The organism is Rubellimicrobium mesophilum DSM 19309 (genome assembly GCF_000600335.2).
Lineage (GTDB): Bacteria > Pseudomonadota > Alphaproteobacteria > Rhodobacterales > Rhodobacteraceae > Rubellimicrobium > Rubellimicrobium mesophilum.
In genome coordinates, this window is the sequence record NZ_KK088570.1 from 26966 (window position 1) to 53581 (window position 26616).

Annotated in this window: 27 protein-coding genes and 1 pseudogene; 16 read left to right on the top strand and 12 right to left on the bottom strand. The window is 68.1% G+C overall.

Annotated elements, in window-relative coordinates:
* The first annotated feature begins 24 nt into the window (after positions 1 to 24).
* Genes RUMESO_RS10590 through RUMESO_RS10600 form a run of 3 tightly spaced genes read left to right on the top strand, consistent with a single transcriptional unit; the run spans position 25 to position 1891 of the window.
* Positions 25 to 465 carry a response regulator gene (locus tag RUMESO_RS10590; RefSeq protein ID WP_037280119.1) on the top strand — a complete coding sequence of 147 codons (441 nt, stop codon included), beginning with the start codon at positions 25 to 27 and terminating at the stop codon, positions 463 to 465.
* Between the two features lie 17 nt (positions 466 to 482).
* Positions 483 to 1484, top strand: coding sequence for a sensor histidine kinase (locus tag RUMESO_RS10595; protein WP_156362866.1), 1002 nt, complete (start codon positions 483 to 485; stop codon positions 1482 to 1484).
* A gap of 23 nt (positions 1485 to 1507) precedes the next feature.
* On the top strand, positions 1508 to 1891 hold the full coding sequence (locus RUMESO_RS10600; RefSeq protein ID WP_037280122.1) for a response regulator: 384 nt from the start codon (positions 1508 to 1510) through the stop codon (positions 1889 to 1891).
* A gap of 8 nt (positions 1892 to 1899) precedes the next feature.
* On the opposite strand, the gene RUMESO_RS10605 is transcribed toward RUMESO_RS10600, so the two are convergent.
* The 4 genes from RUMESO_RS10605 to RUMESO_RS10615 all read right to left on the bottom strand — a co-directional run bounded on the left by RUMESO_RS10605 (position 1900) and on the right by RUMESO_RS10615 (position 4274).
* Positions 1900 to 2175, bottom strand: a complete 276-nt coding sequence (locus RUMESO_RS10605; RefSeq protein WP_211262857.1) for an alpha/beta fold hydrolase — start codon at positions 2173 to 2175, stop codon at positions 1900 to 1902.
* A gap of 68 nt (positions 2176 to 2243) precedes the next feature.
* On the bottom strand, positions 2244 to 2987 hold the full coding sequence (locus RUMESO_RS26345) for an SDR family oxidoreductase (protein ID WP_211262858.1): 744 nt from the start codon (positions 2985 to 2987) through the stop codon (positions 2244 to 2246).
* Positions 2890 to 3543 carry an SDR family NAD(P)-dependent oxidoreductase gene (locus tag RUMESO_RS26350; protein WP_051521223.1) on the bottom strand — a complete coding sequence of 218 codons (654 nt, stop codon included), beginning with the start codon at positions 3541 to 3543 and terminating at the stop codon, positions 2890 to 2892. The genes RUMESO_RS26345 and RUMESO_RS26350 overlap by 98 nt, the downstream gene beginning before the upstream one ends.
* A gap of 185 nt (positions 3544 to 3728) precedes the next feature.
* The gene (locus RUMESO_RS10615; protein WP_051521224.1) at positions 3729 to 4274 is read right to left on the bottom strand and encodes a DUF892 family protein; all 546 of its coding nucleotides are present in this window, start codon (positions 4272 to 4274) and stop codon (positions 3729 to 3731) included.
* 144 nt (positions 4275 to 4418) lie between these two features.
* Here RUMESO_RS10615 and RUMESO_RS10620 point away from each other — a divergent pair, with 144 nt between their 5' ends.
* Positions 4419 to 4877, top strand: a complete 459-nt coding sequence (locus tag RUMESO_RS10620) for a cupin domain-containing protein (protein WP_037280124.1) — start codon at positions 4419 to 4421, stop codon at positions 4875 to 4877.
* A gap of 226 nt (positions 4878 to 5103) precedes the next feature.
* Complete coding sequence (locus RUMESO_RS10625) at positions 5104 to 5604, top strand: YciE/YciF ferroxidase family protein (protein ID WP_037280126.1); 501 nt, start codon at positions 5104 to 5106, stop codon at positions 5602 to 5604.
* A 57-nt stretch (positions 5605 to 5661) separates the two neighbouring features.
* Here the strand turns inward: RUMESO_RS10625 and RUMESO_RS26355 are convergent, their stop codons facing one another.
* Complete coding sequence (locus tag RUMESO_RS26355; protein ID WP_211262861.1) at positions 5662 to 5913, bottom strand: cold-shock protein; 252 nt, start codon at positions 5911 to 5913, stop codon at positions 5662 to 5664.
* A gap of 90 nt (positions 5914 to 6003) precedes the next feature.
* A pseudogene (locus RUMESO_RS26360) lies at positions 6004 to 6201 on the bottom strand (cold-shock protein); the annotation flags it as partial.
* A gap of 397 nt (positions 6202 to 6598) precedes the next feature.
* Here RUMESO_RS26360 and RUMESO_RS10635 point away from each other — a divergent pair.
* Positions 6599 to 7051: a DUF1622 domain-containing protein gene (locus RUMESO_RS10635; RefSeq protein WP_051521226.1), complete on the top strand. Its 453-nt coding sequence runs from the start codon at positions 6599 to 6601 to the stop codon at positions 7049 to 7051.
* A 39-nt stretch (positions 7052 to 7090) separates the two neighbouring features.
* Here RUMESO_RS10635 and RUMESO_RS10640 read toward each other — a convergent pair whose 3' ends face one another.
* The gene (locus RUMESO_RS10640) at positions 7091 to 7648 is read right to left on the bottom strand and encodes a YidH family protein (protein ID WP_082483807.1); all 558 of its coding nucleotides are present in this window, start codon (positions 7646 to 7648) and stop codon (positions 7091 to 7093) included.
* 171 nt (positions 7649 to 7819) lie between these two features.
* On the opposite strand from RUMESO_RS10640, the gene RUMESO_RS10645 reads away from it, so the two are divergent.
* The 3 genes from RUMESO_RS10645 to RUMESO_RS10655 are packed head-to-tail and all read left to right on the top strand — an operon-like array spanning position 7820 to position 11836.
* Positions 7820 to 11056 (top strand): PAS domain S-box protein, encoded by a 3237-nt coding sequence (locus RUMESO_RS10645; protein WP_169791158.1) that lies wholly within the window; start codon positions 7820 to 7822, stop codon positions 11054 to 11056.
* Positions 11034 to 11405 carry a response regulator gene (locus tag RUMESO_RS10650; protein ID WP_037280129.1) on the top strand — a complete coding sequence of 124 codons (372 nt, stop codon included), beginning with the start codon at positions 11034 to 11036 and terminating at the stop codon, positions 11403 to 11405. The genes RUMESO_RS10645 and RUMESO_RS10650 overlap by 23 nt, the downstream gene beginning before the upstream one ends.
* Positions 11402 to 11836, top strand: coding sequence for a CBS domain-containing protein (locus tag RUMESO_RS10655; RefSeq protein ID WP_037280130.1), 435 nt, complete (start codon positions 11402 to 11404; stop codon positions 11834 to 11836). The genes RUMESO_RS10650 and RUMESO_RS10655 overlap by 4 nt, the downstream gene beginning before the upstream one ends.
* On the opposite strand, the gene RUMESO_RS10660 is transcribed toward RUMESO_RS10655, so the two are convergent.
* Positions 11824 to 12402, bottom strand: a complete 579-nt coding sequence (locus RUMESO_RS10660; RefSeq protein ID WP_037280131.1) for a DUF533 domain-containing protein — start codon at positions 12400 to 12402, stop codon at positions 11824 to 11826. The genes RUMESO_RS10655 and RUMESO_RS10660 overlap by 13 nt on opposite strands.
* Before the next feature lie 75 nt (positions 12403 to 12477).
* On the opposite strand from RUMESO_RS10660, the gene RUMESO_RS27130 reads away from it, so the two are divergent.
* The 3 genes from RUMESO_RS27130 (at position 12478) to RUMESO_RS24160 (ending at position 15545) form a co-directional block, all read left to right on the top strand.
* The gene (locus RUMESO_RS27130; RefSeq protein WP_245639230.1) at positions 12478 to 13224 is read left to right on the top strand and encodes an SLC13 family permease; all 747 of its coding nucleotides are present in this window, start codon (positions 12478 to 12480) and stop codon (positions 13222 to 13224) included.
* 67 nt (positions 13225 to 13291) lie between these two features.
* Positions 13292 to 14257 carry an SLC13 family permease gene (locus tag RUMESO_RS27135; protein ID WP_245639231.1) on the top strand — a complete coding sequence of 322 codons (966 nt, stop codon included), beginning with the start codon at positions 13292 to 13294 and terminating at the stop codon, positions 14255 to 14257.
* Between the two features lie 227 nt (positions 14258 to 14484).
* Positions 14485 to 15545, top strand: a protein-coding gene (locus RUMESO_RS24160; RefSeq protein WP_156362868.1) for an IS630 family transposase whose coding sequence is annotated in 2 segments (ribosomal slippage) — positions 14485 to 14968 and positions 14968 to 15545 — 1062 coding nt in all. Because the reading frame shifts where the segments join, the coding sequence is not laid out codon by codon here.
* A gap of 295 nt (positions 15546 to 15840) precedes the next feature.
* Here the strand turns inward: RUMESO_RS24160 and glgP are convergent.
* Complete coding sequence (glgP, locus tag RUMESO_RS10680; RefSeq protein WP_245639232.1) at positions 15841 to 17676, bottom strand: alpha-glucan family phosphorylase; 1836 nt, start codon at positions 17674 to 17676, stop codon at positions 15841 to 15843.
* A gap of 187 nt (positions 17677 to 17863) precedes the next feature.
* Here glgP and RUMESO_RS10685 point away from each other — a divergent pair, with 187 nt between their 5' ends.
* From RUMESO_RS10685 to RUMESO_RS26370, 3 genes are all read left to right on the top strand, one after another.
* Positions 17864 to 18616: a DUF72 domain-containing protein gene (locus RUMESO_RS10685; RefSeq protein ID WP_051521228.1), complete on the top strand. Its 753-nt coding sequence runs from the start codon at positions 17864 to 17866 to the stop codon at positions 18614 to 18616.
* A gap of 533 nt (positions 18617 to 19149) precedes the next feature.
* The gene (locus RUMESO_RS26365) at positions 19150 to 19689 is read left to right on the top strand and encodes an alpha-amylase family glycosyl hydrolase (RefSeq protein ID WP_211262859.1); all 540 of its coding nucleotides are present in this window, start codon (positions 19150 to 19152) and stop codon (positions 19687 to 19689) included.
* A complete protein-coding gene (locus tag RUMESO_RS26370; protein ID WP_211262860.1) occupies positions 19619 to 20719 on the top strand; it encodes a DUF3459 domain-containing protein in 1101 nt (366 codons plus the stop codon). Before RUMESO_RS26365 ends, RUMESO_RS26370 begins: the two co-directional genes overlap by 71 nt.
* Before the next feature lie 45 nt (positions 20720 to 20764).
* On the opposite strand, the gene otsB is transcribed toward RUMESO_RS26370, so the two are convergent.
* The 3 genes from otsB to treZ form a co-directional block, all read right to left on the bottom strand.
* Entirely contained in the window at positions 20765 to 21508 is a 744-nt protein-coding gene (gene otsB / locus RUMESO_RS10695; protein WP_037280135.1) for a trehalose-phosphatase, read from the bottom strand.
* Positions 21505 to 22887 carry an alpha,alpha-trehalose-phosphate synthase (UDP-forming) gene (locus RUMESO_RS10700; RefSeq protein ID WP_037280137.1) on the bottom strand — a complete coding sequence of 461 codons (1383 nt, stop codon included), beginning with the start codon at positions 22885 to 22887 and terminating at the stop codon, positions 21505 to 21507. The genes otsB and RUMESO_RS10700 overlap by 4 nt, the downstream gene beginning before the upstream one ends.
* Positions 22888 to 23224: 337 nt before the next feature.
* The gene (gene treZ / locus RUMESO_RS10705; RefSeq protein WP_037280139.1) at positions 23225 to 25126 is read right to left on the bottom strand and encodes a malto-oligosyltrehalose trehalohydrolase; all 1902 of its coding nucleotides are present in this window, start codon (positions 25124 to 25126) and stop codon (positions 23225 to 23227) included.
* Between the two features lie 160 nt (positions 25127 to 25286).
* Here treZ and RUMESO_RS10710 point away from each other — a divergent pair, with 160 nt between their 5' ends.
* Positions 25287 to 26144, top strand: a complete 858-nt coding sequence (locus RUMESO_RS10710; RefSeq protein ID WP_037280141.1) for an SDR family oxidoreductase — start codon at positions 25287 to 25289, stop codon at positions 26142 to 26144.
* Positions 26145 to 26616 lie beyond the last annotated feature (472 nt).

A 26616-nucleotide genomic window follows, 5' to 3' on the forward strand; every position in this document is an offset into this window, starting at 1 on the left:
CTGACGGACGGGGGGAGCCCAGGCATGAACGAGATGAGCACCGTCCTTCTGGTCGAGGACAATGAGGATGACATCGAACTCATCCGCTATGCCTTCGACAAGGTCGGGATCGGCAATCCTCTAGTCACCGTGTCGGATGGCGACGCCGCAGTGGCCTATGTGACGGCAGGAGGGATCTACGCGGATCGGGAGCGATATCCCTTGCCGGGCCTGGTCCTACTCGATCTCAAGTTGCCCCGCCGCTCCGGCTTCGAGGTGCTGGACGCCATCCGTTCTTATGCTGCCACCCAGCACACGCCGGTGGTGGTGTTGACGTCGTCCGACCAGACCGTCGACATCGAACGAGCCTACCGGCGGGGCGCCAACGCCTATCTCGTCAAGCCCGTCTCACGGGATGCGCTGCTAGGGATGGTGCAGACGCTGGATGCGTTCTGGATAAAGCTCAACCGAGTAATCGGCGCGTGAGCGGCGAGGTTGTGCGAGTGCTCACCGTTGATGACGAGCCCGATGACCGCGCCATGGTCCGGCGTCAGGCGGAGGCGCTCTACCCTCAAGGCGAAGTCATCGAGGCCGGCTCGCGAGAGGACCTCGAGGCCGCTCTGGCGGGGCCACCGTTTGACCCCGTGGTGACCGACTTGGCCCTCAAGTGGGGCAACGGTCGCGAGGTCCTGGCCCGGGTGCGGGCGCTTCATCCCACGTGCCCGGTCATCATGTTCACCGACTCGGGCGACGAGACCACAGCGGTTGAGCTGATGAAAGCGGGGTTGGACGACTATGTCGTCAAGTCAGCCCGGCAGCTGCCTCGGCTGAGGGCGTCCATGAAGATCGCCGTCGAGAGCGCCCGCAACCGCACCGCGCTCTCGGCTCGCGAGCGCCAGCTCGCCAGCGCCCTCGAACATCAGCAAACGATCGTGCGCGAGCTTCACCATCGGGTGAAGAACAACTTGCAGACTATCACAAGCCTGCTTGGGATGCGGGCGCGCACGCGGGGCGGCGAGGTCGCGGCCGAGTTGAAGGATCTGGCTGGCCGCATGCGGGCGCTCGGTCTCGTGCAGGCACGGATCTATGACACCGAGACCCTTCACGACGTGGACTTTGCGTCCGCACTCGACGACATGGCGTCCGAGCTCGTCCGCATCCATGGCAATGGACACGTTCGTCTCGTGCGCAGCTTCAATGGACCGCTCACCTTGGACGTGGCTCGTGCGATGCCCCTAGGGCTCCTCTGCTACGAGGTTATCCTGAATGCTCTCAAGCACGCCTGGCCGTTAGGCCAAGCGGGCTGCCTCACAGTCGAGTTGCGCATCGAGGCCTCCGGCCCCGAGGTTCGCATCGCGGACAACGGAGTTGGCTTCACCGAGAGCAGTGTGGCCGAGGGGCTGGGCACTCAGCTTACCCGCGCGCTGGCGCGGGAGGCTGGTGTCGATGTGGACAGCCGGACCGGGGCCGGGCACGGCACCACGGTCACCCTTCGACTTTCCTGATATCAGCGCCAAGAAGAGTGGAAATGCAAGGTAACAAGGAGCCCATACTGCTGGTCGAAGATGAGGCCCTGATCCGGATGATGCTCGTAGGCGAGCTCGAGGATGCGGGGTTTGTGGTTCATGAGGCAGGCTCTGGCGATGAGGCCGTGACGTTGCTCGAGGGTGGCCTTGAAGTGGCTCTGGTCGTCACGGACGTGCGCATGCCGGGCAGGCTCGACGGGTTGGGACTGGCGGCGTGGCTCGCCGACCAGCGTCCTGGTCTGCCGGTCGTGATTGCTTCCGGCTATGCGACACGCCCTGAGACCGAGTGGCTGAACCCGGCCGTCGCTGCCGTTCTGCCGAAGCCCTACGACCCTGCAGACGTTGTGGGCTTGGCTGTTGGTCTTCTGGTGAAACATCCCGCATAGTGCGGAGCTCAAAGCGGGACACGATCTCCGATCCCGAGTTCGCGGGCGATGGCGACCACGTCATCGGCATAGCCTTGGAGGCTGCCGTACTTCGCCGGGTCGTAGGCGCTCAGGTCCGACCCGCCCGCGCCCACATGGTCGAACAACACTACGCGAAAGCGATCTTCGAAGGCCGGCGCCACGAAGCGCCACATGTTCTCATCGCAGCCAAAGCCATGCGCGAACATCATCGCACGATCGCCGCGGCCAGTGATCTTTACGTTGTGCCGCTCGAGAATGCCCAAGCTGTGTGCCCTCGCTCTCTGCTTCGTCCCGTCTATGCCGGTGTCGCCGCGAGGCCAACCAGATAGGTTCACTTGAACCTGGCTACTTGAACCTGGCTATCTGCCGGATTCTCAGATGGACCCCCAGTCGATGCCGTCGAACGGAGCTGATGCAGGGCCGGTTGCGTTGACCTTCCGAGTGGACGCAAGCGATTTGGGCGGGTGAGCCCTATCGCCCCGCTTCGGCCAGCAAAAGGCACAGCCGGGGCGGCGGCTCCCCCTCGCCGCAGCTGTGGGACAAGATCGCCCGGTGCTACCTCCCGGGCAGGATAAGTGCTGCTACGCGCCATGTCTTCGCGTCCTGGCAGGGCCGAGGGCCGTCGACGGCTCGACAGAGCGATCCAGGTCAGGCAGCCGACTGCGCCCAGCACGGCGGCCGTGGCCATGGGCCGCTTCTGCGCTTCCAGCAGGAGGCTCTGCCGGCGGACGTAGACGTCCTGGCTCCCGTCGACCACGCCGTCGGGGCGGGGCTCGTAAAGGTTGTCGCGCTTGGCCGGATCGCCCGGGTCCTGCGGCTTGATCTGAGCGGGCCGGCCGATCGCTTCCATGACGAGGTCCGTGAGCCGCGGCGCCACCTGTCCCATAAGCGAGATCATCAGGCCGTTGCCGCCGATCACGAGCGTGCGCCGGGGGTGCTCGGCGGCAAACAGAATGGCGTCCGCCACCAGCCGCGGATCATAGACCACGGGGGGCACGCGCATGGGCTGATCGACGTAGCTGCGGGCGTGCTCGGGGTAAGGGGTGTGCATGCTGCCGGGCTTGATCAGGGTCACCGCAATGGGCGCCCCGTCCCGCTCGAGCTCCATCCAGCAGGACGTCCGTGAAGGCCTTGATCGCGTGCTTGGTGGCGCAGTAGGGGCCCTGGTCGATGACGGCGCGGTCCGAGAGCACGGAGCCCAGGTTGATGATGGCGCCGCCCCCACGCTCGCGCAGGTGGCGCGCAGCCACGAGAGAGCCCTTCACCAGGCCGAAGTAGTTCACATCGAAGGCGCGGCGGTGATCCGCCATCGGCGTCTCCTCCAGCGTCCCGAACGTGGCGGCCGCTGCGTCGTTGACCCAGGTGTCGAAGCCGCCGAACTCCTGAAGCGCCGTCTCAGCGATCCGTTCGACATCGGCGTCTTGGGCCACGTCCGCCACGCAGACCGCCACACGGCCGCCTTGCGCCTGCAACTCGCGCGCGACCTGATTGAGCGCGTCCTCGTTGCGGGCCGCGAGCACCACCGCGGCGCCCCGCCTCACCGCCTCCTGGGCCGTGGCCAGGCCGATGCCGCTCGACGCGCCAGTGATGACCAGGGTCTGCTGGACCAGCGGCCTGAGATTCGCGCGCATGGGGTCACTCCTTGGTCCTGAGCTGGTGTCGGGGAACGCTCGGTGCTGAGGGCAGTTCCTTGGTGCTCGGCAACCTTGGCGCTACGACAGCGGAGCGCTGCCTCCAGTCTTGCATAATGGCGCGGAGGCAGCGCTTGCTCGCCGAGGCACCCGGTCTCGACTGGGCGTCTGACCTTAGGTACGCCTCAGCGCTTGGCCTGCTCGCCCGAAAGCGAAAGCTGCATGAACTTGGTCGTCAGCTGGTCGGTCATGTTGAGGAGCGTGGCGAAGGTCTTCTCCTCTTCGCGCAGACTCGCCTCGTAGATGGCCACGTGGTGCTGGAACCCGGTGGCCTGCGCCATCGCGATCAGCGACCGGTAGGTCGCCTGCTCGAAGGCCTCGAAGGCCACGTTGGCGAAATGGTTCTTCATGATCTCGTCGGACATGATGGTGTGCGCCATGGCTGCCATGTTGCCGGACAGCCCGGTCGCGAAATCCTTCAGCCCCGAGGAGCTGGTGCCCAGCTCCTGCAGGATGCCGTCGAGCCGCTGGAGCTGCGCCTCGGTCTCGCCGTAGTGCTGGCGGAGGATGGCCGCCACCTCGGGATAGCTCTCGATCCGTTCGAGCTGCCGGTTGATGAGCTGGGTGGCCTGCGTCTCGAGGGCATGGGCGCTCTGGATGCCCATGATGTAGCTCTGCTTCGCCTCGTCCGAGGACATGAGGCCGGATGAGGTGGCGTCCGTGTAGGTCATGTCACGTTTCCTTTGCGGTCTGTGTAGCCACCGAACCTCCAGGCGCTCTGAAGGTTGCAAGCTACTAGCCTTTGCGGCTGTCCTTGTTCGCGGATGAGCCTTGAACAAACCTACGCCTTCGCTTGGCTGCTCTGAGGACGATCAATGGCCGACTTGACTGATCGCGATATTCAAGCATCACTCGACCAAGAGCTGCACGTCTTCGGCGAGACGGTGATCCTGAGGAGTGACCCCCTGGGCTCGCCGGTGGACGCGTCAGTGATCGAAGAGATCGTGCCCCCCGACGTGGCCGGCCCGTGGCACCGCCACTCGCGCGAGGACGAGGTGTCCTATGTCGTCGAGGGCACCTTCCGCATCTGGCGCGGCGACGAGGTCTTCGACATTGGGCCGGGTGGGGTGGCGCTCCTGCCCAGGGATCAGGCGCATACCTTCCAGAACATCGGACCCGGCACGGGCCGCCTGCTCACCGTGATCACGCCCGCTGGGCTCGAGCGCTTCTTCCAAGTGGTCGCCGAGCGTGAGCTAGGGGAGGACGACTTGGACGAGGTCGTGGCGATCGCGGCCGAGTTCGGGGTAGAGATCCTGGGACCACCACCGGAGTGAGCCACAAACAACAGGAGGCCGTAGCCGTTATCGCGACCTGTGGGCTAGGACCGGATCAGAACATCCAGCCACCGGGCGGCATCCCTCAGTGGCGGCAGCTAGCAGAGAGCAAGGTCCTTAGCCATCGGCAAGCAAGCTGCTGGGCTCCGAGGTCCTCCGTCGGGGGCGGAACAGGCCGGGTGGCCCGGCGTTTGACGGGCTTACGGACACCAGCACGGAGACGGCTATGCCCGCCGCGAACCTCGAGAAGTTCTTCCACGACGGCCTCCGCGACGCCCTCTATGCGGAGAAGAAGGCCCTTCAGGCCCTCAAAAAGCAGGCCCGCGCGGCCCGGAGCCCCGAGCTCAAGCAGGCCTTCGAGACCCATCGCGACGAGACCGAAGGCCAGATCGAGCGGCTCCAGCAGGTCTTCGAGACCATCGGCAAGCGGGCCTCGGGCAAGACCTGCGCCGCGCTCGACGGCTTGGCCGAGGAAGGCGAGGAGATCCTGGAGGAGTACAAGGACTCCCCCGCCCTCGACGCGGGCCTCCTGGGTGCCGCGCAGGCCATCGAGCATTACGAGATCGCCCGCTACGGCACACTCGCGGCCTGGGCCAAGCAGCTCGGCAACGCCGAGGCCGAGCGCCTCCTACGCGAGACGCTGGCCGAGGAGGAGAAGACCGACCAACTCCTGACCGAACTCGCCGAGTCAACCATCAACGCGGCGGCCCAGCAGCAGGCGGCTTGAGGCTCATCGCAGTGGCCCCGGGGACTGACCATGTCCCCGGGCGGCCGTTTCGCTCATTCAATCTTCCAGGCGCAGGTTGGTCGCCGAAGACTTACCCGAGCGATCCTGCTCGATATCGAAGGAGATGACCTGTCCCTCGCGCAGGTCCCGCAGGCCTGCCCGCTCTACGACCGAGATGTGGACGAAGACGTCCCCGCCACCGCTCTCGAGCCCGATAAAACCAAAACCCTTGGTGCTGTTGAACCACTTGACCGTGCCCCGGCCGCTGCTCCCGGCTTGGAGGGAGCCCTGGCCCCGATGGGCGCTCATGGAGCGCTGAGTGTCGCCATGAGGGCGGTAGCCGCTCTGCGAACGCTGGTCCGGCCGGTCGCTAGAGCGGGATTCCGAGCCGGTCACCCGCAGGTCTACCGCCGACTCCTTGCCCGAGCGGCGGTCCTCTTCGACCTCGAAGCTGACCTGGTCGCCTTCGTTAAGGTCCCGGAGCCCGGCCCGCTCGAGAGCGGTGGCATGGACGAACACGTCCGGGCCTCCGTCGTCCGGCTGGATGAAGCCAAACCCCTTGCTCGCGTTGAAGAACTTCACCGTGCCGCTGGCCATTCCGGGACTCCTGTGGTCGCGGGGCGCCTTTAGCACACACCTTATGGCGCCGAGAGTGGAAAATGCCGAAAGAACCTGCCCGGTCCCGTCGGGCAAGCAAGACGCGCCCCGAGCGCGTCCAATTCGTGATGGCTTCCCATCACCACTACAGCCTGGCGCGGTCTGAGCCGTCGTCACGCATCTTCTCGACCCAATGGGGCCGCCACTCCGTTATGCCCAAGGAGATCAGTGACGAAGACCAGCACCGGAGGTCACCAGCCATTCTGACCTCGATCCTTCATCGTGGTTCCGTGGCACCTGTCTGCTAATCCGACAAGCTCAAGGCATCTGCCCGATTGACCCTGCCGTTCTACGTCCTTCGTCACGCGTGAGTAGCCTGAGCCCCTAGGATACCGAGATGGAAGGAGCGGGGACGTCCTTCTGGGAGACCGGCGCGGGCGAGAGCCTGCTCCACGGCGAACTGGCCTGGCTCGGGGCCACCCTGGAGTGGGTTTCGGCCGGCATCGACGTGCTTGCGACTCTGCTGCTGCTCATCGGGGCTCTCCGCTTCATCCTGAATGTCCTGCGGGCGGAGCTGTCCCGTGAGAGCGCGGATCGGGTGCGGCGCACCAACCGGGGCCGAGTCGAGCTCGGCCGCTACATCCTGGCCGGGCTCGAACTCCTGATCGTGTCAGACATCATCCACTCGGCGCTGAGCCTGGCCATCGCCGACGTCATCTACTTGGGGCTTCTGGTCCTGATCCGGTCTCTCATCTCTTTCTTCCTTGACCGCGAGCTGGGGCAGCTGCGCCAGGAGCTGGAAGAGGGTATGCCCGTGGAAAGGGCTGAGGACAGGGATCGTCGTCCCTGAGGGGCTGCGCATCGGTGGAGACTTGGGCTCACGTCGTCCCTAATCGCCGGTCCAGATGCCGATGAGGGCGGTCGCAGCCACGAGCGCCAAGAACACGTTGACGCCGATCAGAAGCCAGCCGGGCAGGCGGTCGATGTCGGGTGCCTCGGGCTCCACCTTGAAGATCTGCCGCCAGACGCCGGCCACGAAGCAGAAGACGGCGAACAGCATCAGCACCGAGGCCTGCGCCAGCGCCATCCAGCCCGGCACCAGCCCTTCGAGCAGCGCCCGCGCCCCGATGCCGCCCGCCAGCCCCACAAGGCCGGTGCGCACCCAGGCCGCGTAGGTGCGCTCGGCCGCGAAGACGGTGCGGTCGCCCGCGAGCTCGGTGCGGCGCTCGGCGCTGTCCTTGGTGATGACCGCCGCCACAGCTGTGGTCTGGGCGGCTTGCGCCGAGGTCTCCGCGGCCGCCGAGGTCCGGGTCGCGGCCTGGGTGGTCGTCTGGGCCGCTGCGCTGGCGTCTTGGGCGGCGCTGGCGGCGTTCTCGGCCGCGGTCTGCGTCTGCTCGGCCGTCTCCTTCACCGCCACCGCCGCGGTCTCGACCTTGCGCTCGTCCATGATCGCCTCGCCTTTGCGCCAGCAGAACGCGCAAGCGGGCAGCTGGTTTCGCCACGGATGCTGACGCCGGCGGCCAGAAGTCTTGCCTACGCGAGGTCACCGGCTGGAACGGCGGCCCCCTGCCCGAGTTTGATGAGGATGACGTAAGCGGCGAGTCAGATGGGGGCGACCTTGGACCTTTCTTCCCCCGCCTCGAATCGGGACGCGGCCCCGGTGGACCGCGACACGCTCGAGGCCATCGGGTTCGGTCTTTATCGCATCGACGCCGAGGGGCGCTGCACCTACGCCAACCGCGCGGCTCTGGAGATGCTGGGTTACGAGGAGCCCGAGGTCCTCGGGCAGAACATGCACGATCTGATCCATCACAGCTATCCCGATGGCTCAGTCTTTCCTCAGTCCTCCTGCCCGCTCATTTCAACGCGGCTGACTGGCCGCCCCGTCCGGCTGTCCAATGAGGTGCTGTGGCGCAAGGACGGCAGCTTCTTCACGGCTGAGTACTGCGCTTGGCCTCTTCGGGACGATGGCCGGCTGGCCGGCTGCGTCGTAACCCTGGTCGACACGTCCCAGCAGGGTAGTGCCCGTAACCGCCTGGCCCTGCAGGTCACTGTTAGCCGCCTGCTCGCGGGTACCGCCGACTTGGACGACGTGCTGCCGCGCCTTCTGGAGGCGGTCGGCAGCGGCCTGGACTTCGAGGCCGGGTTCTTCTGGACGGTGAGCCACCGCGACCGCCGGCTCGACCCGGAGGCGAGCTGGACCGCAACCGGCCTGGACGCGCAGGGCTTGGTCGAGGGGACCATGGCCCTGACCCTAGAGCGGGGCAGCGATCTGCCCGGGCGGGCCTGGGTCGAGGGCGAGATTGTTCCGGCGCTAGACTTGGAGGAGACCGGACGGCGGGACCAAGCCTTGGCCTCTGGGCTGATCGCAGCTGTGGCGATCCCGGCCCGCGTGGGGCGGCGGGTGCTCGGCATCATCGAGCTCTTCAGTCGCGAGAGGCCGGAGCTGGACGACGACTTTCTCGACGGCGCCGCGGCCATTGGGCAGCAGGTGGGGCAATACCTTCGACGCCGGCGGGCCGAGGCGGCGCTGCGGGATCGCGAGGAGGAGTTCCGTAGCCTGGCCGAGAACCTGCCCCAGCTCACCTGGATGGCCGATCCCGACGGCGCGATCTCCTGGTTCAATCGCCGCTGGTACGACTACACCGGAACCACGCCCGAGCAGATGCAGGGCTGGGGCTGGCGCGCCGTCCACCACCCGGACCACCTCGCCCGCGCCGAGGAGTCCTACCGGGCCGCCCTGGAGGCCGGAACCGTCTGGGAGGAGACTTTCCCCTTGCGATGCCAAGACGGGCGCTACCGCTGGTTCCTGTCCCTCGCCGTGCCGATCCCCGACGAGGAGGGCCGCATCGCCCGCTGGTTCGGCACCAACACCGATATCACCGAGCAGCGCCGCGCCGAGGCGCGCGCCATCGCGGCCGAGCGCCGGCTGCGATTCGCCCTCCAGGTGGCGCGGATCGGTTCCTGGTCTTGGGACTTCGAGAGTGGGACCATCGAGGCGGACGATGGGTTGCGTGCGATTTTCGACCTGCCCCGGGGCGAGGAGCCGATCTCGGACGCGGACTTCGTCGCCCGCCTCTATCCCGAAGATGCCGAAGCCGTGCAGGCTACACTGGAGGAGGCGCGGCGCACTGAAGGCGAGTACGACCTCGAGTTCCGCATCCTGACCGGAGCGGGCGAGGTCCGCTGGGCGGTGGCGCGGGGCTCGGTCGAGCGGAAGCCCTTCGGGCGCGGCCTTTACGCTCTGGGGATCACCTGGGACGTGACAGAGAGGAAGCAGCACGAGCAGGACCTCGCCGCGGCAAAGGAGGCCGCCGAGGAGGCCAACCGCGCCAAGAGCCAGTTCATCGCCAACATGAGCCACGAGCTGCGCACGCCGCTTTCGGCCATCATCGGTTACGCCGAGCTCCTCGACGAGGAGGCCCAGGACCTAGGCGAAGAGGGCGCCTTCATCCGCGAGGATCTGGCCAAGATCGAGGGAAGCGCGCGTCATCTTCTGACGCTCATCAACGGCGTGCTGGATCTGTCCAAGATTGAGGCCGGCAAGATGGAGGTGGAGGTCGAGCCCTTCGAGGTCGCGCTCCTGCTGCGCGAGGTCTGCGGCACCGTCGAGGCACTGATGGCCAAGAAGGATAACCGCTTCTGCGCCGATGTGCCCGAGGACCTGGGAATCATGCGCTCGGACCCCGTCAAGCTCCGCCAGTGCCTCTTCAACCTACTGTCGAATGCCGCCAAATTCACCGAAGGGGGCGAGATCACCTTGACCGTGGAGCGGAAGGGACAGCGGCTGACCTTCCGGGTTGCCGACACGGGCATCGGGATGACGCCCGACCAGCAGGACAAGCTGTTCCAGCGCTTCACCCAGGCGGACGTGTCCACCACGCGCCGCTTCGGGGGCACGGGCCTTGGCCTCGCGCTCACGAAGGCCTTCGCCGAGATGCTGGGGGGCAGCATCGCTGTGGAGAGCCAGGAAGGACGGGGATCGACCTTTACCCTTACCCTTCCTGCCGATGCCCAGGCCCCAATGTCTGCCGAAGAGGAACCTCCGCCGCCAGAGACTGCGCCCGACCATGTCTTGGTGATCGACGACGACCCGCACATGCGCGAGCTGCTGACCCGCTTCCTGGGCCGCGACGGCCTCGGCGTGGCCGTGGCCCCCGACGGGGAGGCGGGCCTCGTGATGGCGCGCGATATCCGGCCCTCGGCCATCATCCTCGATGTGATGATGCCGCGCATGGACGGCTGGGCGGTGCTGTCGCAACTCAAGACGGACGCGGATCTGGCCGACATCCCCGTCATCATGATCTCCATGATTCGGGAGAAGGGCCTCGCCTACTCGCTGGGGGCCGCCGACTACCTGACCAAGCCGATCGACTGGGGCAGGCTCAAGGCCACTCTCGACCGTCACCGCCGCCAGCCGGCGCCGGGCCATGCGCTCGTGATCGAGCAGGACGCCGCAACACGCGAGGAGCTCCACGGCCTCCTCGCGGGCGAGGGCTGGGAGGTGGTGGAGGTGCCCGACGCGCGGGCGGCCCGCGAGAGCATGGGCCACCGCCGCCCGGACCTTCTCCTCGTCAACGTCGAGGTTCCGGAGGTCGGCGGCTTCGCCCTGCTGCGCGAGTTGCGCCGCGACCCCGGCCTTCGTGGCGTGCCGGTCATCGCCCTGACCGAAGGCGGCCTCGCGCCCGAGGAAAGGGCTCGGCTGCGCGACCAGGTGCGCCAGATCGTCCAAACCGGTGAGGACAGCGTGGACGAGCTCCTGGCCGAGCTGAAGCGGATCGCGGCCGAACGGGCGGGGCGCCGCCCGGCTGATGAAAAAAGAGAGGGGACGGATGGCCAAGCTGCTGCTGGTTGAAGACACTGAGGAGATCTGGGACTTTCTCTCCCGCCGCCTCCAGCGGCGCGGGCACGAGGTGGTGCTGGCCCATGACGGGCAAGAGGGCGTGAGCACCGCGCGGGAGGCGCGGCCGGAGGTGATCCTTCTCGACATGAACCTCCCCGTGATGGATGGCTGGACCGCCGCCCGCACGCTCAAGGACGATCCCGCGACCCGAGCCATCCCGATCATCGCGCTCACCGCTCATGCGCTGGCGGGCGACCGCGAGAAGGCCCTGGCTGCCGGCTGCGACGACTACCACCCCAAGCCCGTGGATTTCTCCAAGCTGCTCGCCCAGATCGACGCCGCCCTGGGGACCGCGTCATGAGGGTTGGCGACATCATGTCCCGCCACGTGGAGTTCATCCCCGGTGACGCAACCGTGGTCGAGGCCGCTGAACTGATGGGCGAGCTCGACGTGGGCGCCCTTCCGGTCGGCCGCGCCGAGGAGCTCGAAGGCATCGTCACCGACCGCGACATCCTTTACCGCGTCGTCGCCAAGGGGCTGGGCGGGGCCGAGGTGCTGGTGCGCGACGTGGCGACCCGCCCGGTGATCGGCTGCGGGACTGAGGATACGCTGCAGGCCGCCATGGACCTGATGGCCACCCACTCCATCCGCCGGCTCGCCGTGCGCGACGGGGAAGGGCGGGTGGTCGGCTGGATCACCCTGGCTGACCTCGCCCGCCACCTGCTGGTGGGCAGCGAACCCCTGCAGGTTTCGCTCCGCGCCCTGAGCGAGGCGCCCGCTCAGGCCCGGTAGCGCCGCTCCAGGCTGCCCGCCACCTCGGGGGCCAGACCCAGCCGCGCCCCTAGGTAGTCCAGGAAGGCCCGGTTCGCCCGCGCCCCCCGGTTGATGGCCAGAAGGGCCGCGGCATAGGCATGGGTCCCAAGGCCCGCCTCCTGCACCCGGGCCAGAAGCACGCCGAGGTGCTGCGGCTCCGCGAGGGCCTCGTCGAGCCGCCGGGCCTCGTCTTCACCGGCCCCGACACGGCGCAGGGCCAGGGGAAGCTGCCGCACCTCTCGCGAGTCGATCTCGCCATCGGCCTGCGCCGCGGCGGCCATGACCGCGAGGAGGAGGTCCGCCTGCGCCCGCTCCAGCACCCGGAAGTTCAGGGTGTGCGGCACCAGCGTCTGTTGCCGGTTGGCCAGCCAGCCGCTCAGCACCTTGGTGGCGACCGCCAGATAGATCTCCTCTGCCGGGTTGGGAGCAGCCCTGGGGCCCGGCGGGCCCGGCTGGGCCTGGGTTAGGTCCTCCAGGGCGCGCGCCTGTCCGTCGCGGTCGCGCATCGACCCGAGAAGCCGGCCAATGACGTCGAAGCCCATCATCACCCTTCCCTGGCCTGCCGGGGGAACTTCCGGTGCTCGGAGGAGGTTCCGGAACGCTGGGACAGGGAGACACAGGTGACGCTCGACCAGGCACTGGCCTTCGGGCTCATGGCAGTGACCATCGGGCTCTTTGTCTGGGGACGATGGGCCTATGATCTCGTTGCCGTGCTGGCCCTCATTGCCGGAGTGGTCCTGGGCATCATTCCCGCCGACGAGGCCTTCTCGGGCTTTGGCGACGACGTGGTCATCATCGTCGCCACCGCGCTCGTCGTCTCAGCAGCCATCGCGCGCTCGGGCGCGATCGAGACCGCGATGCGACCGCTCCTGCGGCATCTCCGAGGTCCCCAGACTCAGGTGCCTGTCCTTGCGGGGGCTGTGACGGCCCTGTCGATGGTGACGAAGAACGTGGGCGCGCTTGCGATGATCATGCCCGTGGCGGCGCAGGTGTCGCGCCGCACCGGCACGCCCTTGTCCTACCTCCTCATGCCCATGTCCTTCGGCTCGCTGATCGGAGGCCTCGTGACGCTGGTCGGCACCTCGCCCAACATCCTCGTCTCCAAGGTGCGCGAGGAACTGCTGGGCAAGCCGTTCGGGATGTTCGACTACACGCCGGTGGGCATCGTCATCGCCCTGAGCGGCGTGGTCTTCCTGTCCTTCGCCTACCGCCTCCTCCCGGCCGCCGTCGCGCCGCCGGGACGTCGATGGAGGCCGCCTTCAACATCGAGGAATACTCAACCGAGGCGCGGGTGCCCGAGACTTCCCCCTTCGTCGGGCGCACGGTCGCCGAGCTGGAGGCGCTGGGCGAGGAGGGCCTCCGCGTGACTACCGTCATCCGGGAGCGCTTCCGCCGCTACGCGCCCGTCCCGACTGGCGGATCGAGGCCGACGACGTGCTCCTGCTGACCGGGGAGCCCGGCGACCTCGAGCGCGTCGTGGCCCGGGCGCGGCTGCGCCTCGCGGGCGAGGAGGTCGCCGAGGACGAGTCCGATGGCGACAGCCTTGTGGTGGAGGGCGTGGTCACGGCGGACTCTTCCCTGGTCGGCCGAACTCCGGCGGAGACCCAGCTCTGGCGCGAGCACGGGTTGAGCCTCTTGGCCGTGAGCCGCACGGGCCAGCGCATGACCCGGCGGCTCCGCCGCCTGCGTTTCGAAGTTGGCGACGTCCTGATCCTCAAGGCCCCGAGGGAGCGTCTGGCGGAGTCTCTCGGTCACCTCCATGTTCTACCCTTGAGCGAGCGCGACATGGCCCTCGGCCGCCGCAAGCGCAGCTGGCTCCCCATCATCATCCTGGCTCTGGCGATGATCCTCGTCGCGACGCACCTCGTTCCCGTGGCGGTGGCCTTCGCGGGTGCGGCGGCGGCCATGATGCTCCTGCGGATCATGACCACCGAGGAGGCTTACGAGGCCGTCGAATGGCCGGTGATCGTGCTTCTGGCCGCGCTGATCCCGGTGAGCAACGCCATCCAAGCGACCGGCGGCACCGACCTGATTGCGGCCGGGCTCCAACAGGTGGCGGGAAGTCTGCCGCCCCTGGCCGCGCTGGGGCTGATGATCGCTCTAGCGATGGCAGTGACGCCCTTTCTCAACAACGCCGCGACGGTGCTGGTCATGGCCCCCATCGCCGGGAACCTCGCCCAGCGCCTCAGCCTCAACCCCGACCCCTTCCTCATGGCGGTGGCTGTCGGGGCGGCCTGCGACTTTCTCACGCCCATCGGGCACCAGTGCAATACGCTTGTCATGGGCCCGGGCGGCTATCGCTTCGGCGACTACTGGAAGCTGGGCCTGCCCCTGTCGGTGTTAGTCCTAGTCGTCGGGACGCTGATGATCGCGGCCGTCTGGGGGCTGGGCACGGGTTAGCAGGGGCAAACCGATACCCACCGCATGTCGGCAGAGCAGAGTCCGGGTTCGTAGCCCGTCTAACTTAGTGTAAGACATGCCGACCTCATAACCACTTGTGAACCCAAACCCGTCTTTGACGAGAAGCAGGTCTCTTATACGCCCGGCGCGATTGTCTGACTCGTCCGGGGTTGTGGGCGTGACGGTAGCATGATTCGGGGCCTCTGCGTTGGATGGCGGAGGCTCTGATGGCAGCGATTGAGATTGTGCGGCGGGACTTGGATGCGGCCGGTCTGCGGCGGGCAGCGGGGCGGTCGCGTGATGCGGCAGCGGCGCGACGGATGTTGGCCCTTGCCTTGGTGCTGGAGGGCAGTTCGCGTGCGCAGGCGGCTGGCATGGACCGTCAGACGCTTCGCGACTGGGTTCACCGTTACAACGCGGAAGGTTTGGTCGGGCTCTCCGACCGGCAGGGAGCAGTTGGCCCCAAACGACGGCTCTCGCCCGAGCAGGAGGCGGAGGTTGCCGAGTGGGTCCGGCGTGGTCCCGACTTGGCCGAGCACGGGGTGGTCCGCTGGCGGCGTGCCGATCTGGCCCGCGTGATCGAGGCCCGGTTCGGGGTGGTGCTCGCCGAGCGCAGCGTGGGCGACGTGCTCCGGCGGCTTGGGTTCCGGCGGCTGGTGGCGCGTCCTCGCCATCCCGGCCACGACGCTGCGGCGCAGGCGTCTTTCAGGCAAGCTTTGCCGCCCTCGTAGACGAGCGGCTGCCGGAACAGGCTCGTGGGAAGCCGATCGAGCTCTGGTGGCAGGACGAAGCGCGTATTGGCCAGCAGGGCACGCTCACCCGTGTTTGGGCCGAGCGCGGCTCGCGCCCGGTCGCGCCCCGCGACCAGCGCTATTCCTGGGCCTACCTGTTCGGCGCGATCTGCCCCGCACGCGGCACGGGCACGGCGCTGGTGCTGCCGGCCGCCAACGTTGAGATGATGAACCTGCACCTTGCCGAGATCAGCGCCTGCGTCGCGCCGGAGGCGCACGCCGTGCTCGTGATCGACGGGGCTGGCTGGCACCAACCCGGTAGGCGGCTGAACGTGCCCCAGAACATCACCCTCCTTCACCTGCCGCCCTATAGCCCCGAGCTGAACCCAGTCGAAAATGTCTGGGCCTATCTGCGCAGCAACAAGCTCAGCAACCGCGTCTTCGAGACCTACAACGCCGTCGTCGACGCCTGCTGCGACGCTTGGAACTGGCTCATCGCTCAGCCCGACCGCATCACCTCCATCGGCACACGCTCATGGGCTCAGGTCAATCAATGACGCCGCACGTATTATCCGTACCGAGGGACCTAGTGCCGCTGCAATCAGCGTACGTATGTTCGTTGACCTCTCAGGAGCGTCTTGTGCCGGCTAGAATACATCCGATTGTCAGATGCACCTTTGAGCACCTGTAGTTGGTCCAACTAAGCATCGCCCCGCCGCTGGCTGGCGTCATACCTCAGTTGAGAGCCCCTCGGAAACAGGGCTTGGGACCATCAGGCCGTGCGCCAGCGACGCAATTAAGCTGTCTGCGAACTCGCGAACGGGACATAGGTGCCGGAGCTCTGTCCCTCTCTCACCACCGGTAAGCCTCCCTCGTGTAGCGGCGCATCATGGCGTGGCTGTTGAACACGGGGGCCACGCGAGCGATGGCCTGACGCATCATGCGTGCCCAGCCCTCGGGGTTCTCGTGCCAGAGCGGCAGGACCACCTGCTCGAGCTTGTCATAGAGCCGGGCGGCGTGGGTCTCGGGGCCGTCCTGCGCCGCCTCCTCGAGGGGCAGAAAGCCGTCGCCCTCGGCCGCCAACGCCGGCACGGCGCTGAGTGGCGCTGAGGCCTGCGCCATGGTTTGGCCGGCCACTCCCACCGGCTCGTCCTCGCCGGGCGCGTCCACGGCCCAGCCGGTCACGCCTTCCTCCCAGCCCTCCACCCACCAGCCATCAAGGATGCTCAGGTTGAGCCCGCCGTTGAGCGCGGCCTTCATGCCAGAGGTGCCCGAGGCTTCCAGCGGCGGGACCGGGGTGTTGAGCCACACATCCGAGCCACCCACGAGGTGGGCCGCGAGCGCCATGTCGTAGCCGGGCACGAACACCACCGGGACCTCGCCCGCGAGCGCTTGGGCCGCTTCGGCAATGCGGCCGATCCCCTCCTTGCCGGCCGCGTCCTTGGGGTGCGCCTTGCCGGCCATGACGACCTGGAACGGGTAGCCCCTCGCGATGGCGCGGAGGCGGTCCAGGTCCGAGAAGAGGAGATCAGGCCGCTTGTAGCCGGTCATCCGGCGGGCAAAGCCGAAGAGGGGGAGGGTGGGATCGAGCTCTTGGCCCGTGCGCGCCTTGATCTCAGCGAGGAGCGCGGACTTGGCCTCCCGGCGCGCCGCGCGGAGTTCCTCTGGGTCCAAGTAGTCGGCGTGATGGAGCGTCTCGGGCGTCTCGCGCCAGCCGGGCAGGCGGGCGTCGAAGAGGCGCGCGAGCGCCGGGTGCGCCCACTGCCCAAGATGCACCCCATTGGTGATCGCATGAACGCGGTAGGCCGGATAAAGGGCGCTGGCCACCTCGCCATGGCGCTTCGCCACGCCGTTGACGTACCGGCTGAGCGACAGCGCCAGATGCGTCATGTTCAGGACCTCGGGCCCAGCGAGAGGCTTGAGCACGTCCACGGGCGCAAGGTCGCCCAGGATGCGCTCCACGTCGGCGTAGTCGAAGCGGTCGTGGCCCGCCTCCACGGGGGTGTGGGTGGTGAAGACGCAAGCCTGGCGCACGGCCTCAATGTCCGAGGCCGTGTCGCCCTGACCAGCAGGGTCCTTTGGTGCCGCTCCCGGCGAGGCCTCGTCCCGGCGGCGCAGCAGACGCGCCAGCGGCAGGAAGGCGGCGTGTCCCTCGTTCAGGTGGTAGCTCTCGACACGAAAGCCCAAGGTGCGTAGCACGAGGTCGGCGCCAAAGCCCAGCACGGCTTCCTGCTTGATGCGCTCCGGCTCGGCCCCGCCGTAGAGGCGACCGGTGATGGTGCGGTCGCGCGGGTCGTTCTGCGGGAGGTCGGTGTCGAGAAGCAGGACGGGCACGGCGCCCCCAAGGGGCGAAACAACCTCGAAGAGCCAGGCGCGGATGTGAACCGGGCGACCTTCGAGCTCGATCTTAACCGTCTCGTCCAGCGGCATGGCCCAGTCGGAGGGCTCCCACGGGTCGGTGTGGTCCACCTGCCGCCCCTCGCGGTCGAGACCCTGGCGCAGGTAGCCCTCGCGGCTCGCGAGGGTCACGAAGACCATAGGGAGCCCGAGATCCGCCGCCGAGCGGGCGATGTCGCCTGCGAGGATGCCAAGCCCGCCCGAGTAGGTGTGCATCTCGGCGCGGAGCCCGATCTCCATGGTCAGGTAGGCCACGCGGGCGCGCTGGGCGTGGGGGCGGATGTCAGGCACGAAGGGCTCCTCAGGATGCGGCAGGCTCGCAGCGGGGCGGCGTATGTTGGAGCTAGCAGGTATGGCGCGCTCCGTCTCGCGCGTTCGGCGGATCTCGGTGCGCAGCAACAGTGACCGAAGGACGCAAAGCATATGGGAACGAGCCGATCGTGTGACCCGTTCCCAAGGGCAATAGCCACCCGTGGCAATGCCACTGGAGAGCACTCCTTCGCATGAGACCATCCCCAACATCCGCGTCGGCACGGCTGGATGGAGTGTCCCAAAGGAGCACGCGGCCGCCTTTCCGGCCGAAGGCAGTCATCTGGAGCGCTATGCGCAGGTGTTTGGGGCAGTGGAGATCAACTCGTCCTTCTACCGCCCGCACCGCCGCACCACTTACGAGCGGTGGGCCGCGTCGGTGCCTCAGACGTTCCGGTTCGCGGTCAAGGTGCCAAGGACCATCACCCACGAGCACCGGCTCCGGGCGGCCGGGGAGCCCCTGGACCAGTTCCTGTTGGAGGTGGGCGGACTGGGATCGAAGCTGGGTCCCCTTCTGGTGCAGCTTCCCCCCAGCCTTGCCTTCGAGCCGGGGGTGGCGGACCGGTTCCTTGAGGACCTGAGGCGGCAAACAGAGGGCCCGATCGCCTGCGAGCCGCGTCACCAGTCCTGGTTCATGCCGGAGGTCGAAGGCCTGCTGGACAGGCTCCGGATCGGGCGCGTGGCGGCCGACCCCCCTCCCGTCCCAGGCGCCGACCAGCCCGGCGGCTGGGCCGGCCTGACCTACTACCGCCTGCATGGCTCGCCCAGGATCTACTACTCGTCCTACGACGACGCGGAGATCCACACCCTCATGGACCGACTTAGTCTCCGCGCGGCCAGGGGCAGCGTATGTTGGTGCATCTTCGACAACACCGCAGCCTTCGCCGCGACCGGCAATGCACTTACGGCTTGGGAAGGCTGAATGCCGTGCATGCTGACGCACCAGCCCGCTTCCTCTTTGCCTTCGCCGCCGACAGCTACTCGGACGTCGAGTACGTCTATGTGGAGACGGTCTAAACGTATCTCGGTTCGGTCAAGGGCACGGTCGAAGTCAGACTGGGACGAGGTATCGCCACGTCAGCTTCATCCTATCGGAACATTGCCAGGACACCCCGGTTCGGAGGGCCTCGCCACCCGGAGGCCTCATGACCCTCGACACTCCTTTCCAGGGTGCCGCCCTCTCCCAATCTGTTGATCAAGTCGCGACACTGGCCCGTCCACAAAGTTGGGGCCCGGTTATGCAGAAGGATGGGCGCGTGCGCTTCCATCTCTGGGCTCCGGGCCAGATGCGGCTGCTTCTGGGGATCGAGGGCAGGGCGGACCCGCTGGCGATGCAGGCTCTTGCAGACGGCTGGCACGAGGTCCTGACGGAGGCAGCCCCCGGCACCCTCTACCGCTTCAGACTTGAGGATGGGACGCGCGTTCCCGATCCGGCCTCGCGTCACCAACCGAAGGGTGTCCACGGCCCGAGCGAGGTCGTCGATCCCGGCCGCTACTCCTGGGGGGAGTGCCGACTGGCGCGGCCGGCCCTGGGAGGAAGCGGTCCTCTACGAGCTGCATGTCGGTACCTTCACCCCGGAGGGTACGTTCCGCGCCGTCGTCGAGCGCTTGGACCACCTCGTGGACCTGGGCGTCACCGCCATCCAGCTGATGCCGGTGGCGGACTTCGCCGGAACCCGCAACTGGGGCTACGATGGGGTCCTGCTCTACGCGCCGGCGGCGGCCTACGGCCGTCCGGACGACCTCAAGGCGCTCGTGGACGCGGCGCACGCCAGGGGCGTGATGGTCTTCCTCGACGTGGTCTACAACCACTTCGGCCCGGACGGGAACTACATCAGCGCCTACGCCCCCGACTTCTTCACCTCACGCCACAAGACTCCTTGGGGGCGACGCGATCAACTACGACGGGGCACAGAGTCGCCCTGTGCGCGATTTCATGATCGACAACGCGCTCTACTGGCTGGAAGAGTTCCACTTCGACGGCCTCAGGCTTGATGCCGTCCACGCCATCGTGGACGACAGTCCGGAGCATCTCCTTGATGAGTTGGCCCGGCGCGTGCGCGGGACGGTCGGGCGAGAGCGCCACATCCACCTCATCCTCGAGAACGAGGAGAACGAGGCGCACCGGCTGGAGCGGACGGAGGATGGCCGTCCCCGCACCTACACGGCGCAATGGAACGACGATGCTCATCACGTGCTGCACGTGGCGGCCACTGGGGAGGCTGCCGGCTATTACGGAGACTATACGGGCGACACAGAGAGGCTCGCGCGCGCCTTGGCCGAGGGCTTCGCCTTCCAGGGCGAGATGATGCCCTACCGGGGGGGAGCCGCGGGGCGAGCCCAGCGCTCATCTGCCGCTCTCGGCCTTCGTGGCCTTCGTGCAGAACCACGACCAGGTCGGCAACCGCGCCTTCGGAGACCGGATCGACCGTCTGGCGCCGTCCGAAGCCGTGCGCGCCCTCGCCGCAGTCTGCCTTCTCCTGCCCCAGATCCCCATGCTCTTCATGGGGAGGAGTGGGCCGCCTCCCAGCCCTTCCCCTTCTTCTGCGACTTTCACGACGAGCTGGGCCAGGCCGTGCGCGAGGGCCGGCGCGGCGAGTTCGCGAGGTTCCCCGAGCTTCAGGACGAGGAAGCGCGGTCGCGGATCCCTGATCCCATCGCAGAGGAGACGTTCCGATCCGCCAAGCTCGACTGGACAGCCCTCTCGCGCGAGCCGCACGCGGCACGCCTCGGGCACTATCAACGCTTGCTGGCGACGCGTCGCCAGCAAATCGTCCCTCGGCTCGGCGACACTCTCCACCAGTCCGGCACATGGGAAATGCTCGGGGAAGGCGCGGTTCGCGTGGTCTGGCCGCTCGGCGACGGAGGAAAGCTCGCTCTCGTGGCCAACCTGTCGGCAAGGATCATCGAGCGGGTCGACCTGGGCGAGGGCCGGGTCATCTGGACCGAGGGGGACGTCGACCGGGAGAGGGGGACCCTCGGGCCCTGGTCGGTCGTCTGGACCATCGTCACCGGCGAGCCGTAAGCGTCAGGGCGGGTGGCCGGACGGGTCAGGCATGGCCCGGAAAGCTCAACCCAAGGACCACGCCGCCGAGGCCTCGCGTTCGAGCCAGGAGCGGACGCTTCTGGGATCCGGCGCGCGCAGGAAGGCCACGGTCTCGCCGGCTCCGACCTTGATCGCCACGCCGCCGAGCGCCAGGGCGGCGCTCATCGCGTCCTCGTCCGTGGCGTCGTCCCCCATCATCACCGGGCGGCGCCCCGCAAAGGGCGGAGCGCCCATCAGCCGCCGAAGCGCCGTGCCCTTGTGCGCGCCTTCGGGCTTCACCTCCACCACCATCTTGCCCGCCTGGGCCACATGGCCCGGCACTGCCCGCGCCGCGGCCTCGGCGGCAGCGACGCAGGCGGGACCTTCCCCCGGCGCGGCGCGGTAATGGACCGCCACCATCGGGCCCTTGACCTCCAGCCGCACGCCTGGGCGCCTCGCCACATTGGCGAGCGCCGCAAGCACGGCTTCGGGCACGCGGGCGGCCGAGGGCGGCGGCTCCATGCCCGGCGGCAGGACCTCGAGGCCGTGGCCACCCAGGCGCCAGACCTCGGCTGGGGTGCGCCGGGCCAGGTCGCGCAGGTCACGGCCCGAGAGGATGGCGAGCGCTCCTCCGAGGCGGCGTCCCAGCCGCTCTAGATCCCGGCAGGTCGGTTCGGGCAGCCATATTGCGTCCGGGTCTGGACCGATCTCCGCGAGGGTGCCGTCGAAGTCGAGGAAGAGGGCATCGCCGGGACCAAGCCGGAAGCCCTCAAGGTCGCCGAGGGTCATTCCTTGCCTCCGACTGTTCTCTCGAGAGCGCCCAGAAAGCTCCGGCGCCAGGCCGCGATGTCGTTGGTCCGCACCTCGGCATCCAGGGCACGCCAGCGTTCCACCCGCTCGTCCCGCGACATCTCCAGCGCCCGCCTGATCGCGTCCGCGACGCCGCCTATGTCGTGGGGGTTCACGAGCAGGGCGGTGGGCATTCGTTCGGCAGCACCGGCAAACTCCGACAGGACCAGCACGCCGGGATCCTCCGGGTCCTGCGCGGCGACGTATTCTTTGGCGACGAGGTTCATGCCGTCGTGGAGCGGCGTGACGAGCCCTACGCGGGCCAGACGGTAGAGCCCCGCCAGCACCTCCCGCGAGTAGCCGCGGGCGAGGTAGCGGACCGGCGAGTAGTCGAGATCTGAGTAGTCGCCGTTCACCCGGCCGGTGAGGCGGTCGAGTTCCTCCCGCAGGTCGCGATAGGCGCCGACGGTCTCGCGCGAAGGAGGTGCGATCTGCAGAAGGTTCACCCGGCCTCGCAGGTCCTCGTAGTCGTCGAGGAGGCGCCCGAAGGCTTTGAGCCGCTGCGGCAAGCCCTTGGAGTAATCCATCCGGTCCGCGCCGATCACCAGGGCGCGATCGCCGATGAAGCGCTGGACACGTTCCACGGCCCTGCGAGCCTCGTCGGCCTCGGTAAAGGAGCGGAACTCCTGGGCATCGATGCCGATGGGGAAGGCTTCGGCCCGGATGGTCCGGCCGAAGGCGCGGAGGTGCCCATCGGGCAGCGCCTCGGCCCCGTTCTGCTCGACCATGTAGCGGCAGAAGTTGCGGACGTCGCGCTGCGTCTGGAAGCCCAGGAGGTCGAACTCGGCCAGCCCGCGCGCGATCCTCTGGTGCTGGGGCAGCGCCGAGAAGACCTCGGAGGGCGGGAAGGGGATGTGGAGAAAGAAGCCCAGCGGGCCTTGCCAGCCGTTGTTGCGCAGTTCCTGGCCCAGCAGGAGGAAGTGGTAGTCGTGGACCCAGACGAGATCCTCGCGGCGGAGGAGTTGGTGGAGTAACCGGCCGAACCGCCGGTTGACGCCCGCATAGGCGTCCCAGTCGGCGTCGTCGAACCGCGCCAGGTCGATGCGGTAGTGGAACACCGGCCAGAGCGCCCGGTTGGCGTAGCCCAGGTAGTAACCCTCGTGCTCGGCTTCCGTGAGGTCGGCCAAGGCGAACTCGACGTTGTCCTCGGTGACGACGCGGACCCCGCGCGTCTCGCGCTCGGCCGTCTCGCCCGACCAGCCGAACCACAGGCCACCACCACGCTCGGCCAGGGCGTCCCAGAGGGCGACAGCCAGGCCGCCCGCACGCTCCTCGCCCGGGGTGGCGGTCCTGTTCGAGGCCACAACAAGACGGCTCATCGGAGGCTCCTTCGAAAGGGACAGGGCGATGTGGAGGTTTGTAGGACGGACTCGGCGCCTAACGGCGTCCAAGTAGGCGTTCGCTCCGGCCGGCCCAGCAGGTCGGGACCGAATGTGTCGATACCAGTATTGTGCGCCGCACCGACGAGGTCCGAATCTTGTTGTTGTACTTCGTCCCCATCCGCATAGGACCCAAGATGGCCGAGAACACCATCAGGTCCACGTGGAGATAGCTAACTGTTCCTTAAGGTCTCCACAGGTCCTGGCCACCAGCAGATGCCTAACGGCGGATGCCTCTTCTCGGAGCGCCTCAATGCTGGGCCACAGAAGCCCGAGGTCAGGGCCGTTTTGCGGAGGAGGGCGCGAGGAGCACGGCCGCATGGCCGGGCAGGAACAGCGTCAAGTTTTTCTCAATGACAGGGGGTGTCCCCAGGCCGCCATAGTCGGGATGCTCGCTCGACCAGAGAACAGTCCACGGCCCCTTCGCCGTTGGTGCGACGAGCGGCTCGGCCAGGCTCCGAAGCCGCAGGTCGGGTCCCAGGTTCACCAGAAGCAGCCGGTCGTCCCCGCCGCCCGGCCCCTCCGATCCGAAGAACCGCAGGAGGAACGCCTCCGGCCCGATCACGGCGCCCTCGGTCACGGTTCCCTCACGTGGCCGGATCGCCGGATCCTCGCGCCGCAGCCGCAGGAGGTCGCGGTGCAGTGCCTCGACCTGTCGCTCCCGCTCGGTCGCGGGCGGGCGCAGCTTGCAGGCGCGGAACACGGTTTCGTCGGCCGGGTCGGGCAGGCGGTCGCGCATCTCGGGCGAGGCCAGGCCCTTGAACTGGCCCATGGACTCGATCCGTCCCTGCCGGACTTCCTCGCGCAGAGCAGGACTCGAGTCGAGGAAGTAGGTGAAGGGCCGTTCGCTCCCCGTCTCTTGCCCCTGGAACAGCATGGGCGTCGTGGGCGCAAGGCACAGGAGCGCGGTCATCGCGCGGAAGCGCCCGGGGCTCGTGCGCTGATGCAGCCGCAGCCCTGGGCCGGTGTTGGCGATCTGGTCGTGGTTCTCGAGGTAGGCCACGAAGCGGTGCGATCCGAGGTCCAGCCCCGGCGTGCCCCGCCCCGTGTCGTGCCACGAATAGCCCTGCCCCTGGAACAAATAGCCCCGGCGGAAGGCCGAGATCAGTTCCTGCGGCCCACCCGAGTAGTCGCTCATGTAGGCGCCCCCGCGCCCCGTGAGCGCCACAAAGGCCGAGTGGTGGATGTCGTCCGCCCAGACCGCATCCATGCCATGCCCGCCCCGGTCGAGCGGGCGGACGAGGCGCGTGTCCTGCGGCTCGTTCTCGCCCACGATCAGAATGGGCTTGGCGCCCGCGGCCGCGCGGGCGGTGCGCGTGATCTCGGCCAGAATGTGTGTCGGAGACTCGTCGGTGATGTTTTGTGTGGCGTCCACGCGGAAACCGTCCACGTGGTACTCCTCGATCCAGTGAGCCACGTTGGCGAGAACAAAGGCCCGCACCGCCTCGGACCCTGGGCCGTCGAAGTTGAGCTCCGCCCCCCAGTCGGTCATGTGCCGCTCCGACACGAAGGCCTTGCCGAAGGCGGGAATGTGGTTCCCCTCGGTGCCGAGGTGGTTGAACACCACGTCGAGGATCACCCCCAGCCCGAGTGCGTGCGCCGCGTCGACGAAGCGCCGCATGTCGTCCGGCGTCCCGTAGAGCCGTGTCGGCGCGAAGGGGCACACCCCGTCGTAGCCCCAGCCGAAGCGTCCAGAGAAGTCGGCCACCGGCATGATCTCGACAGCCGTGATCCCCAGCTCGCGCAGGCGAGGCAACTCGCGGGCCGCCGCGGCCCAGGTGCCCTCCTCGGTAAAGGTGCCGATGTGCATCTCGTAGAAGGCTTGTCCGGGAAGGGTGAGCCCCGCCCATCCCTCATCGGTCCAGGCGAACTCCCCGGGGTCTACGACCTGCGACCAGCCGTCCGGGCCGTCGGGCTGGAAGCGCGAGGCCGGGTCGGGGCGGATAGTTTTGTCGCCGCTCAGGCGGAAGCGGTAGAGCGAGTCGACCTCCAGCCCGGGCACGAACAGGGCGAAGAAGCCCCCGTCCTCCGCCTCCATCGGGCGGTCAGGCCCGTCCGGCGTCACCAGCGTGACCTCCTTGTGATCGGGCGCCCAGACGCGGAAATGGACGCCCGAGGCCAGGGGCTCGGCCCCCACCGGATGCCGCCGTTCGGTCCGCTCGGGTGATCCGGGTCGCATGTTCTGGTCCGCTCCGCTTGCCCTTGAGCGGGGAAAACTCGGCGACCCCTTCGCTGTTCCTTGGCACATGGAGGCGGGCCGGGGACCTCGACGTCCCGGGGAACAACCCGTCCGCCGGCCCGTTCGACAGTCCATTCCCCCAAGGCCGCCGGAGGCTCCCATGAAGGACTATCCCACTCCCCCGTTCCCCGAGCAGCAGCAGCCCATGCCGGGGCGGACCGACCAGATGCAGCCGCGCCCGGACCATGGCGAGGAGAGCTATCGCGGCTCGGGCAAGCTCCAAGGCCTCAAGGCGGTCATCACCGGCGCCGACAGCGGCATCGGGCGCGCCGTGGCGCTGGCGTTTGCGCGCGAGGGGGCGGACGTGCTGATCTCCTACCTCGACGAGCACGAGGAGGCCGAGGAGACGCGCCGGCTCGTGGAGGAGGCGGGCCGCAAGGCCGTGGTCCTGCCCGGCGACATCCAGCACGCCGCGCATTGCCGCGCCATCATCGACCGCGCGGTCTCCGAGCTCGGCGGCATCGACATCCTCGTCAACAACGCCGCCCACCAGCAGACCTTCCAGGACATCTCCGAGATCCCGGAGGAGGAATGGGAGCTCACATTCCGCGTGAACATCCACGCGATGTTCTACTTGGCCAAAGCCGCCGTGCCGCACATGAAACCGGGCTCCTCGATCATCAACACGACCTCGATCAACGCCGACAAGCCGAGCCCCGAGCTCCTCGCCTACGCCACCACCAAGGGGGCGATCCACAACTTCACGGCCGGTCTCGCCCAGCTCTTGGCCGAGAAGGGCATCCGCGTGAACTGCGTAGCACCGGGGCCGGTCTGGACGCCGCTTATCCCGTCCACCATGCCACCCGAGAAGGTGAGGACCTTCGGCCAGCAGTCGCCCATGAAGCGGCCGGGCCAGCCCGCCGAACTCGCCACCGCCTACGTCATGCTGGCCGACCCGCTGTCGAGCTACACCTCGGGCGCCACCATCGCCGTCAACGGCGGCACGCCGATGCTGTAGTTCAGCGGGCTGTCTGACTGGGCAGCACGGTCCGGGCTCGTTATTCAGCGACTCCGATGAGGGGCCAAATATCAGTTAGACCTCACGAAGATTCCTAAGATTCGTCGAAACTCGCTGCTCGAAGCTTAAAGGTTGCTCGCGCGTCCCAACTGCAACCAGTGACCAAAGCGGGCCCCCGCAACCAAACTCGAGCGAACTGACGAGAGACGGCGAAAGCCGCGCCTCGCTGGTTCGCGGAACAGACAATCCGAAGCCCCCGTTGCCGCAAGGCACGGGGGCTTCGTGCTGTCGGGCCCGGCCAAGCCCGCCCTCACCGGTCGAGGATCCGGCGCGCGCCGCCGGCCGGCCCGACCCGCAGCTCCGGCGACGGCACCACGCGTCCCCCCGGCCTGGACTGGCCGCGGCCGCCCCCGGAGCCGCTCAGGCCGTGGCGAGCCGTGAGTAGAGGCCGCCTCTCGCCGCCAGTTCGGCG

Excerpts from the sequence above, each read along its gene's own strand:
- RUMESO_RS10590 (WP_037280119.1), top strand. The coding sequence starts at position 25 with ATGAACGAGATGAGCACCGTCCTTCTGGTCGAGGACAATGAGGATGAC.
- RUMESO_RS10660 (WP_037280131.1), bottom strand. The coding sequence starts at position 12,402 with ATGATGGGCTTCGACGTCATTGGCCGGCTTCTCGGGTCGATGCGCGAC.
- RUMESO_RS10600 (WP_037280122.1), top strand. The coding sequence starts at position 1,508 with ATGCAAGGTAACAAGGAGCCCATACTGCTGGTCGAAGATGAGGCCCTG.
- RUMESO_RS26355 (WP_211262861.1), bottom strand. The coding sequence starts at position 5,913 with ATGAGCGCCCATCGGGGCCAGGGCTCCCTCCAAGCCGGGAGCAGCGGC.
- RUMESO_RS10685 (WP_051521228.1), top strand. The coding sequence starts at position 17,864 with ATGCCACTGGAGAGCACTCCTTCGCATGAGACCATCCCCAACATCCGC.
- RUMESO_RS26350 (WP_051521223.1), bottom strand. The coding sequence starts at position 3,543 with ATGCGCGCGAATCTCAGGCCGCTGGTCCAGCAGACCCTGGTCATCACT.
- RUMESO_RS10625 (WP_037280126.1), top strand. The coding sequence starts at position 5,104 with ATGCCCGCCGCGAACCTCGAGAAGTTCTTCCACGACGGCCTCCGCGAC.
- otsB (WP_037280135.1), bottom strand. The coding sequence starts at position 21,508 with ATGACCCTCGGCGACCTTGAGGGCTTCCGGCTTGGTCCCGGCGATGCC.
- RUMESO_RS10710 (WP_037280141.1), top strand. The coding sequence starts at position 25,287 with ATGAAGGACTATCCCACTCCCCCGTTCCCCGAGCAGCAGCAGCCCATG.
- RUMESO_RS10635 (WP_051521226.1), top strand. The coding sequence starts at position 6,599 with ATGGAAGGAGCGGGGACGTCCTTCTGGGAGACCGGCGCGGGCGAGAGC.
- RUMESO_RS10650 (WP_037280129.1), top strand. The coding sequence starts at position 11,034 with ATGGCCAAGCTGCTGCTGGTTGAAGACACTGAGGAGATCTGGGACTTT.
- RUMESO_RS10640 (WP_082483807.1), bottom strand. The coding sequence starts at position 7,648 with ATGGACGAGCGCAAGGTCGAGACCGCGGCGGTGGCGGTGAAGGAGACG.
- RUMESO_RS10655 (WP_037280130.1), top strand. The coding sequence starts at position 11,402 with ATGAGGGTTGGCGACATCATGTCCCGCCACGTGGAGTTCATCCCCGGT.
- RUMESO_RS10615 (WP_051521224.1), bottom strand. The coding sequence starts at position 4,274 with ATGACCTACACGGACGCCACCTCATCCGGCCTCATGTCCTCGGACGAG.
- RUMESO_RS10700 (WP_037280137.1), bottom strand. The coding sequence starts at position 22,887 with ATGAGCCGTCTTGTTGTGGCCTCGAACAGGACCGCCACCCCGGGCGAG.
- treZ (WP_037280139.1), bottom strand. The coding sequence starts at position 25,126 with ATGCGACCCGGATCACCCGAGCGGACCGAACGGCGGCATCCGGTGGGG.
- RUMESO_RS10620 (WP_037280124.1), top strand. The coding sequence starts at position 4,419 with ATGGCCGACTTGACTGATCGCGATATTCAAGCATCACTCGACCAAGAG.